This is a genomic window from Methylovulum psychrotolerans (assembly GCF_002923755.1).
In the GTDB taxonomy this organism is placed as follows: domain Bacteria; phylum Pseudomonadota; class Gammaproteobacteria; order Methylococcales; family Methylomonadaceae; genus Methylovulum; species Methylovulum psychrotolerans.
In genome coordinates, this window is sequence record NZ_PGFZ01000001.1 from 753,284 (window position 1) to 760,946 (window position 7,663).

The 7,663-nt window shown below is 49.9% G+C and carries 10 protein-coding genes; 8 read left to right on the forward strand and 2 right to left on the reverse strand.

The annotated features are described in order from the left end of the window. Nucleotides 1-151: 151 nt before the first annotated feature. The 4 genes from AADEFJLK_RS03440 (at nucleotide 152) to AADEFJLK_RS03455 (ending at nucleotide 4,657) form a co-directional block, all read left to right on the forward strand. Nucleotides 152-1,747, forward strand: a complete 1,596-nt coding sequence (locus AADEFJLK_RS03440; RefSeq protein WP_103973300.1) for an alkaline phosphatase family protein — start codon at nucleotides 152-154, stop codon at nucleotides 1,745-1,747. A 131-nt stretch (nucleotides 1,748-1,878) separates the two neighbouring features. Beyond that, nucleotides 1,879-2,589: a hypothetical protein gene (locus AADEFJLK_RS03445; protein ID WP_103973301.1), complete on the forward strand. Its 711-nt coding sequence runs from the start codon at nucleotides 1,879-1,881 to the stop codon at nucleotides 2,587-2,589. 156 nt (nucleotides 2,590-2,745) lie between these two features. Then, entirely contained in the window at nucleotides 2,746-3,525 is a 780-nt protein-coding gene (locus tag AADEFJLK_RS03450; RefSeq protein ID WP_103973302.1) for a pentapeptide repeat-containing protein, read from the forward strand. Nucleotides 3,526-3,535: 10 nt separating this feature from the next. After that, nucleotides 3,536-4,657, forward strand: coding sequence for a methyltransferase domain-containing protein (locus AADEFJLK_RS03455; protein WP_103973606.1), 1,122 nt, complete (start codon nucleotides 3,536-3,538; stop codon nucleotides 4,655-4,657). A 240-nt stretch (nucleotides 4,658-4,897) separates the two neighbouring features. Here the strand turns inward: AADEFJLK_RS03455 and AADEFJLK_RS03460 are convergent, their stop codons facing one another. Beyond that, entirely contained in the window at nucleotides 4,898-5,398 is a 501-nt protein-coding gene (locus AADEFJLK_RS03460; RefSeq protein ID WP_103973303.1) for a hypothetical protein, read from the reverse strand. Nucleotides 5,399-5,625: 227 nt separating this feature from the next. Here AADEFJLK_RS03460 and AADEFJLK_RS03465 point away from each other — a divergent pair, with 227 nt between their 5' ends. From AADEFJLK_RS03465 to AADEFJLK_RS03480, 4 genes are all read left to right on the forward strand, one after another. Beyond that, complete coding sequence (locus AADEFJLK_RS03465) at nucleotides 5,626-5,925, forward strand: type II toxin-antitoxin system RelE/ParE family toxin (RefSeq protein ID WP_103973304.1); 300 nt, start codon at nucleotides 5,626-5,628, stop codon at nucleotides 5,923-5,925. Next, complete coding sequence (locus tag AADEFJLK_RS03470; protein WP_103973305.1) at nucleotides 5,922-6,272, forward strand: helix-turn-helix domain-containing protein; 351 nt, start codon at nucleotides 5,922-5,924, stop codon at nucleotides 6,270-6,272. The genes AADEFJLK_RS03465 and AADEFJLK_RS03470 overlap by 4 nt, the downstream gene beginning before the upstream one ends. Nucleotides 6,273-6,544: 272 nt before the next feature. Further along, a complete protein-coding gene (locus AADEFJLK_RS03475; protein ID WP_103973306.1) occupies nucleotides 6,545-6,781 on the forward strand; it encodes a hypothetical protein in 237 nt (78 codons plus the stop codon). Continuing rightward, nucleotides 6,778-7,215: a type II toxin-antitoxin system VapC family toxin gene (locus tag AADEFJLK_RS03480; protein ID WP_103973307.1), complete on the forward strand. Its 438-nt coding sequence runs from the start codon at nucleotides 6,778-6,780 to the stop codon at nucleotides 7,213-7,215. Before AADEFJLK_RS03475 ends, AADEFJLK_RS03480 begins: the two co-directional genes overlap by 4 nt. Nucleotides 7,216-7,257: 42 nt before the next feature. Here the strand turns inward: AADEFJLK_RS03480 and AADEFJLK_RS03485 are convergent, their stop codons facing one another. Next, nucleotides 7,258-7,443 carry a hypothetical protein gene (locus AADEFJLK_RS03485; protein ID WP_103973308.1) on the reverse strand — a complete coding sequence of 62 codons (186 nt, stop codon included), beginning with the start codon at nucleotides 7,441-7,443 and terminating at the stop codon, nucleotides 7,258-7,260. Nucleotides 7,444-7,663 lie beyond the last annotated feature (220 nt).

The following is a 7,663-nucleotide window of genomic DNA, read 5'->3' on the forward strand; positions in this document are numbered from 1 at the left end:
GGTATATCCCGCTTTTTAAATGGGCAGACGGTAAATTGTCACAAAATTTTAACCATCCCTTAATATTTCCTACTTGTTAAGTTCCTACAATGGGCAATGGAAGGCCATAGCTGCCTGCCTACATACCATACTTAAAACACTGGGAAAACTTATGAAACTGAAAATCTCTACATTAGCCGTTGCCGCTGTATTGTCAGCCGGCACTTCGCTGGTTAGCCATGCCGCAACGCCTAATTCGTTCCCTGCTCCAGCGTCAGACCGTACCACTTGGTTTAACGCCGGTAAAGCGACTGTCGATAAAATTGCCGCGCAAAAACCATTGCCAGGTAAAGCGAAAAACGTCATCCTGTTTGTTGGCGACGGCATGGGCATCTCCACCATCACCGCAGCGCGTATTTTGGCAGGCCAACAGCCTAACATCATTGATGCCACTAACACCACCCCAGGCAGCAGCGGCGAAGAAAATTCCTTAAGCTTCGAGTTATTCCCTAACTTGGCTTTATCAAAAACATACAGCGCCAACCAACAAACGCCTGATTCCGCGCCAACTATGACCGCTATGGTCACTGGCGTAAAAACACTGGACGGCGTATTATCGCTAGACCAAGATGTTACCCGCGGCAACTGCGCCACTGATACCAGCACCCACAAACTGCAAACCGTTTTAGAAATCGCCGAGAAATACGGCAAAGCTACCGGTATCGTTTCTACTGCGCGTATCACCCACGCCACCCCAGCGGCCAACTACGCCCACACCCCAGAACGTAACTGGGAAGCCGATTCTAACCAACCAGCGGGTTGCGCAGTACCTGATATTGCCCGCCAATTGATCGAATTCAACACTGGCAACGGTATCGAAGTCGTTTTAGGCGGTGGCCGCGATTATTTCAGACCTAACACCTCTGCTGACCCTGAATATTCAACAGCCAAAGGCAAACGTAAAGATGGCCGTGACCTGACCGCTGAATGGACAGCCAAATACGGCGCCAACAGCAGCTACATCTGGAACCAAAGCCAATTCAACAACATTAACACCACTACTACCACCCATTTGTTAGGCTTGTTTGAACGTTCGCACATGCAATATGAAGCCGACCGTTTAGCTGACACCGCAGGCGAACCTAGCTTAGCGGAAATGACCGACAAAGCGATCGGCATTTTGTCAAACAACAGCAAAGGCTTCTTCCTGCAAGTTGAAGGTGGCCGTGTTGACCACGCCCACCATGCCGGCAACGCTTACCGCGCTTTGACTGACGCAATTGCCTTGTCAAATGCCGTGCAAAAAGCGGTTGATACCCTGACTGCCAACGGTGAAATCGACAACACCCTGATTATCGTTACCGCTGACCACAGCCATGTATTCACTATCGGCGGTTACCCACAACGCGGTAACAACATTCTGGGTAAAGTGATTGATCCAGGTGCTTCTGCTTATACTTTGGCTTCTGACAGCGCCCCTTACACCACCCTGTCTTATGCTAACGGCTTAGGCTACCACGTTGGCGTAGCAGGCGATGACGTTTACAGCACCCCCGTACAAATTGGCCGTTTCGCCAATATGAGCGCGGTTGACACCACTGATGCCAACTTCCACCAAGAAGCCACTGTACCATTGGCAGGCGGCGAAACCCACGCGGGTGAAGACGTTGCCATTTTCGCCAAAGGTCCAGGCGCTAACCTGTTCCAAGGTATTGTTGAGCAAAACGTGATCTTCCACGTCATCAACAAAAAAATGAAATTGCAATAAAATCCCCTCCCTAGCAAGGCATCATGCCTTACATTTAAGGATATAATTTAGCTGGATGCCCTACGGGGGTGCGCAATGCACCCCCCGTTTGTTTCTGGCATCCGCCTTTTCAATGCGCTCAGGAACTTGTTATGAAAAAACTGCTCATCCCCTCCTCACTCCTTTTGCTGACCGCCTGCGCCAGCACCGCCCCTACCTTGCCGGACGGACTCGCCGCCCTCACCAACCCCAGCACCTTAAGCTGCCGCTTCACCAAGCAAAGCGACGCCGACCCCAAAACCCCTGCAACTAACTGGTACTTTTGGCGACAAGCGCAACGCACCGAAACCCGCGACGAACGCTCTAACCAAGGCGAAATCTGGCAAAAAATCAAGGGTGAACAATTCTTTTACACCCGCCTTTTTTACAATGAACAAGTTGCCCTAGACTTCATGCCAAGCGACTTAGCCGCCATCGGCAACAAAGTATCCTGGTCGCAGCTGACCTCGTTAGTCGATCCCGACAGCTTAGGCAAAACCTTAGCCCTGCAAAACAAAGCCACCGTTAACGGCATGGCCGTCGAATCCTATAGCGGCACAATCAACGGTGTCGGCACCGAAGTCGATTGGTTACCCGCCCTCAAACTACCCGCACGGCTTGTTAAAAAACAAACCCAAGGCACACTCTCACTGACCTTGGCGGAATGCTCGCCAACGCCGCAACAGGCCGTAAAACCCATTAGCGAAACCGAACTGAACGCTATGCGCCATTTGGACTATACCGATTTGGGCGATATGGAAACCGATCCTATGGCACAACACCTTGAGCAACTCATGGGCGACCACCACCACGATCACCATTAGCCCCCCATCACCAAGCATTGGTTTGCCCGCGCGTCTGTGCAAGCCTGCGCCGACAAACCAAACTTGCCCGCCCAATCTATTGCAATAATCCAGAACTGGGGCTAAAGTTCAATGTCTATCCACTGGCATTCAACCGATTAACCTGGAGCATTGTGCATGAAGATTACCCCTTATTGGCTGGGTTTGGCCTTAGCCATCATCGCCCTCCCTGCCACAGCCGCCGACCTGAGCCGCACCGAAGTCGAACAACGGCTGGCCAAAGCCGACCCGCAACACCCGGCCGACTTGCGCCGCAAAGACCTGACGGGCGTGGACTTATCCAACCTTAATTTTACTCACGCCGACTTATGGGGCGCTGACTTACGCCGCGCCAACTTCAGCAACAGCGACCTGTCCGGCCTAAATCTGGATTTAAGCGTCATGTCCAAAATCAACCTGTCTGGGGCCAATCTTGCCAATACCAGCATCTTCGGGGTGCATATCGGCGGCGCCGATTTAAGCCACGCCAATTTAAGCGGTAGCCGCTTCATCGCCAACCTCGACCGCTCCAATTTAAGTTACGCCAACCTCAGCCATGCCAACTGGGGCGTGGATATGCAAAACCAGCCGATGGGCTTAATGCGGGTCAGCCTAAACAATGTCAACTTAACCGGGGCTAACCTCAGCCATGCCAATCTGAACCGCGCCCTGATGCGTTATGCCAATTTACAAGGCGCGACCCTGAGCAACGCTAACCTGTCCGGCGTGGATTTATCCGGCGCAGATTTAAGCAACGCCAATCTGACGGGCGCGGATTTGTCCAGTTGCCTATTGGAAGACACCAATTTTTCCGATGCCGATTTGGCAGGGACACATTTTTCGGATATGACAGATAAAAACCGCCTCAAAGGCTTTAGCACCAGCAAACACGCTGATGCGGCCATCTTTAAAGATTAAGGACACCACCATGACGATAGAAACCAGCGTCTTAGAACGGTACTCTGCCGGGGCGCAAAGCGTCCAAGCCGACTTATGCTGTCCGGTCGATTACGACCGCAGCTTATTGGCACTGTTGCCTCAGGAAATCATCGACAAAGATTACGGCTGCGGCGACCCCTCGCGCTATGTCAAAGCGGGTGATGTGGTGCTGGACTTAGGCTCCGGTTCCGGCAAAATTTGCTACATAGCGGCGCAATTAGTGGGCGATACAGGCAGGGTTATCGGTGTCGATATGAACGACGACATGCTGGCGCTGGCGCGTCAATACCAAGCCGAAATGGCCGAAAAACTGGGGTCTGACCGGGTGACATTCCTCAAAGGCCAAATCCAAGACCTCGCCGCCGACTGGGCGGCACTCAACACCTATCTGGCGCAACATCCCGTCAGCAGCACCGAAGACCTGCTCAGCCTACGCGCTTGGCAAAGCCAACAACGCCAAACCGCACCGTTGATTAAAGACAACTCCGTGGATTTAGTGGTCTCCAACTGCGTACTGAACCTGGTACACGACAGCGACAAAGCCCAACTAATCCGCGAAATATTCCGCGTCGTCAAACCCGGCGGACGGGTGGCGATCTCCGACATTATCAGCGACGAACGCGTCCCCGCACATCTGCAACAAGACCCGCACCTATGGAGCGGCTGCATCTCCGGGGCATTACAAGAACACGACTTTTTACAAGCCTTCATCAAAGCCGGATTTATCGCCGTCAGTTACGACAAATGGGAAAGCCAACCCTGGCAAGTGGTCGAAGGCATAGAATTCCGCGCCGCCACCATCACCGCCATCAAACCGGCGGGCAATGTCTGCACCGACAAAGGCCACGCCGTCCTCTACCGCGGCCCCTATTCCGAAGTCTACGATGACGAAGGCCATGTCTATTACCGGGGTCAACGCATGGCAGTGTGTGAGCGCAACTACCAACTCCTGACCAGCGGCGCCTACGGCAGCGACTTTATCGGCATAAGCCCCGCGCAAGAACAACCCGGCAAACCCTGGGACTGCGCCACCGGCACCCTACGCCCCGTCAGCGCAACTAAAAACGGTGTACATGAGGATAAATGCCCGCCTGGGGGCAGTTGCTGTTAATGCTGAGGCGTTCAGTATAAAGTCTGCACAACCATTAGCAAAACCAAGGCAAAAAAAAAGGGGTACGCCAATATGGAATACCCCGTTATGCACAGAAAATCTGGGCATCTTCGCCACAATACCAGCCAAGGCACTTAAAGCCTATGGCGATTAACTGGCCGCATAACGCGGCTGGCAGGGATGTTAGGAAACACTGCCATTTTTACTAAAATGGCTATCCTGCCAAACTGTTAGCCCAGCCTAAATGCGGTTATTAAAGAACTGCACGACCAATCTAGGCTGAAACGCATAACTGCCATCGCCAGCATACTCATGCCACGCCACCAAGCGATAATTAACCGTTTGCCCCGCTGTGCAAGCATCAACACGTTGTATAAAAGACGGTATGGCCGAATTATGGGTTGTAACGTTAAATACGATACTGTTGTAATGGTTGGGGTCAGCAGCATAAGGCGCTGTGTTATCCAGAGTGATACTGATGCCACCTTGGACTACACCCAGCGTGTCCCCGGCTTTAGGGGTCAACAGAATACCGGCACTACCCGCTGCAACCAAATAACCGGCTTCCGGGCAAGTGACAGTAACTTTGCCTAAGTTTGTGGTGTTTGAAAAGTCCGTGGTCGTGATCGGCACGGATTTTGTTGATTGGTAGTAATCAAAATCGCCCGCAAAAAGCGATTGGCTAATGCCTAAACCCAAACAAAGAGCAGAAAATAATACAGTGTGTTTAGTCAGTTTCATGGTCGTTTTCCTCTTAGAGATAAAATGGTTATTATTCAATATGAACAATATTTGCCCTTCAAATATCGAAAACAATAATAACCCGTTGATACTTGATGAAAAAGTAAATACCGCACACCACCCCCAGCAATTATGACCCTACCCTAATGCATAAACAACACAACGAAGGCACAGGGCTTTAGAGTATTGCCGATATAAATCTCACACTCGATAATCAAGTTTTTAACATTGGGTACGCTCTTCATTGGGCGCAAAGAGGCGGCAAATCACCCGCCGCGAAGCCATTGCAGGGATTCGGTGGCGCAGGGGTACTGGAAATCGTGGACGACTTCGACGGCAACACTTATCGTGCCGTGTACACGGTACGGTTTGCACAGGCGGTTTACGCCTTACATGTGTTTCAGAAAAAATCACCCAAGGGGATAGCTACACCTAAACAGGACATAGAACTTGTCAAAGCGCGATTGAAACGGGCAGAGACGCATTACGCGGCATGGATCACCGAAACACAGGAGAAAAAATCATGAGTAAAACACCCCACCAAGAAACGCCTGTTTTTACCAGTAGCGGAAATTTATTCGCTGATCTTGGGCGACCTGATGCAGAAGAAGCCCTAGCGCGTGTTCGGCTGGCTCAGCAAATTGCCGAAATCATCGAAAGGCAAGGCTTAAACCAAGCGGAAGCCGCCGCCCTCATGGGACTCGATCAGCCAAAGGTTTCCGCCTTGGTGCGTGGACGGCTGTCCGGTTTTTCAACCGACCGTTTGCTTCGATGCCTCATGTCACTGGGTCAAGATGTGGATATTATTGTAAGGGACAAACCCGATAACCACACTAAAGCCCATATCAGCGTTATTGCCTGCGGTTCAACCTGAAATCTGCTCTCACCCCGCCGTTTGAAATGACCGTGCGGGTGGTTTCACAATAGCGACATCGTAGGCGTAGGTCGGTCAGGCTATTTTTGCCAGACATTTCAACGTGTTGAAACAGTGAGTGCCGGACAATGCCCCCCATAAGCCTTAAGCTTTCCTTATAGTGGCAGTGAAGTATCGGGCAGAAACAGCCCCAGCCGTCTTTTAGTAGCTGGGGCTTTTTTTGTTGTAAAATAGGCGCATAAACAACTTTTAAACATCAACAAGGCAACATCATGATGACGCTAACCATACCGGACGATGTGGAACAAGAATTGAAGATGATGGCTGAAAATAGCCAAATGACACCCAGTGATTTTATTGTTTCGCTACTGCAAACGGCGTTTAAACAACAGCAAGCCAATGCAGGCGGGTCATGTTTTGATGTAATGCAAGACGGCTTGGGCTGTATTGATGACGCGCCGAGGGACTTATCAGTAAACAAGCGTTATCTTGATGGCTATGGGCAATGAAACAGAATGCCATTATCGATTCAGGCGTATTAGTGGCATTATTGAACAAAAATGACACCTACCATCACTGGGCGGTTGGGCAGCTTAAAAACATCCGCCCGCCATTACTGACTTGCGAGGCCGTCATTTCTGAAACCAGTTTTTTGATTGGGCGCAAGCAGCATGGGCTTGGCGTTATTTTCGGCTATTTGCAATCAGGCATTATTTCAATACCGTTTTCTTTTGCGAACGAATACGCGGCTGTTGAAACGTTAATGCGCAAATACAGCGACGTGCCAATGTCTTTTGCAGACGCTTGTTTGGTGAGAATATCAGAACATTATCGGGATAGCTGTATTTTTACCTTGGATAGTGACTTCTTGGTTTATCGTAAAAACGGCAATGAGTTGGTTTCGTTGATTTATCCTGACAACGGGGCAAAGCTCATTCCGTAGGGCGCGAGCGTTAGAGGATTGCGCCTTACCGCGTTACCTTTTTTAATAGGCTTGATGATAAAATTCAACTCCTATTGGTGTAAGTATAAAAAGATTACCGAACTCTGATTTTGCTTGTAATTCCGCCTCTTTTTTAGCTTTATCCCAATTATCTGTTAGTATTCTTAATGTGTATTGAATACTAGAAATACCAGTGCCATCATTTGTTAGAACATCAAATAAATACATGTTTTTATAGGTATTTTTATTAGGGATATTAGAAAATATAACATCGATATCATGTGGTTTTATACCAGGAAAAATAATAACTCCATTTTTATATTAGACATCTTTCCTAAATGTTGCCATATCTCAGGTTAACCAGTGCGGCCACCAGGCTCCATGTCAGGGAGTAGTTTTTGTGTTTGCCCCGGTAAACGTCCTTGACGATCCTGAAAATTTTGCAGCG

Bases quoted from the DNA above. Each gene is read 5' to 3' on its own strand.
- AADEFJLK_RS03440 (WP_103973300.1), top strand. From the start codon at position 152: ATGAAACTGAAAATCTCTACATTAGCCGTTGCCGCTGTATTGTCAGCC.
- AADEFJLK_RS03445 (WP_103973301.1), top strand. From the start codon at position 1,879: ATGAAAAAACTGCTCATCCCCTCCTCACTCCTTTTGCTGACCGCCTGC.
- AADEFJLK_RS03450 (WP_103973302.1), top strand. From the start codon at position 2,746: ATGAAGATTACCCCTTATTGGCTGGGTTTGGCCTTAGCCATCATCGCC.
- AADEFJLK_RS03455 (WP_103973606.1), top strand. From the start codon at position 3,536: ATGACGATAGAAACCAGCGTCTTAGAACGGTACTCTGCCGGGGCGCAA.
- AADEFJLK_RS03460 (WP_103973303.1), bottom strand. From the start codon at position 5,398: ATGAAACTGACTAAACACACTGTATTATTTTCTGCTCTTTGTTTGGGT.
- AADEFJLK_RS03470 (WP_103973305.1), top strand. From the start codon at position 5,922: ATGAGTAAAACACCCCACCAAGAAACGCCTGTTTTTACCAGTAGCGGA.
- AADEFJLK_RS03475 (WP_103973306.1), top strand. From the start codon at position 6,545: ATGATGACGCTAACCATACCGGACGATGTGGAACAAGAATTGAAGATG.
- AADEFJLK_RS03480 (WP_103973307.1), top strand. From the start codon at position 6,778: ATGAAACAGAATGCCATTATCGATTCAGGCGTATTAGTGGCATTATTG.
- AADEFJLK_RS03485 (WP_103973308.1), bottom strand. From the start codon at position 7,443: ATGTATTTATTTGATGTTCTAACAAATGATGGCACTGGTATTTCTAGT.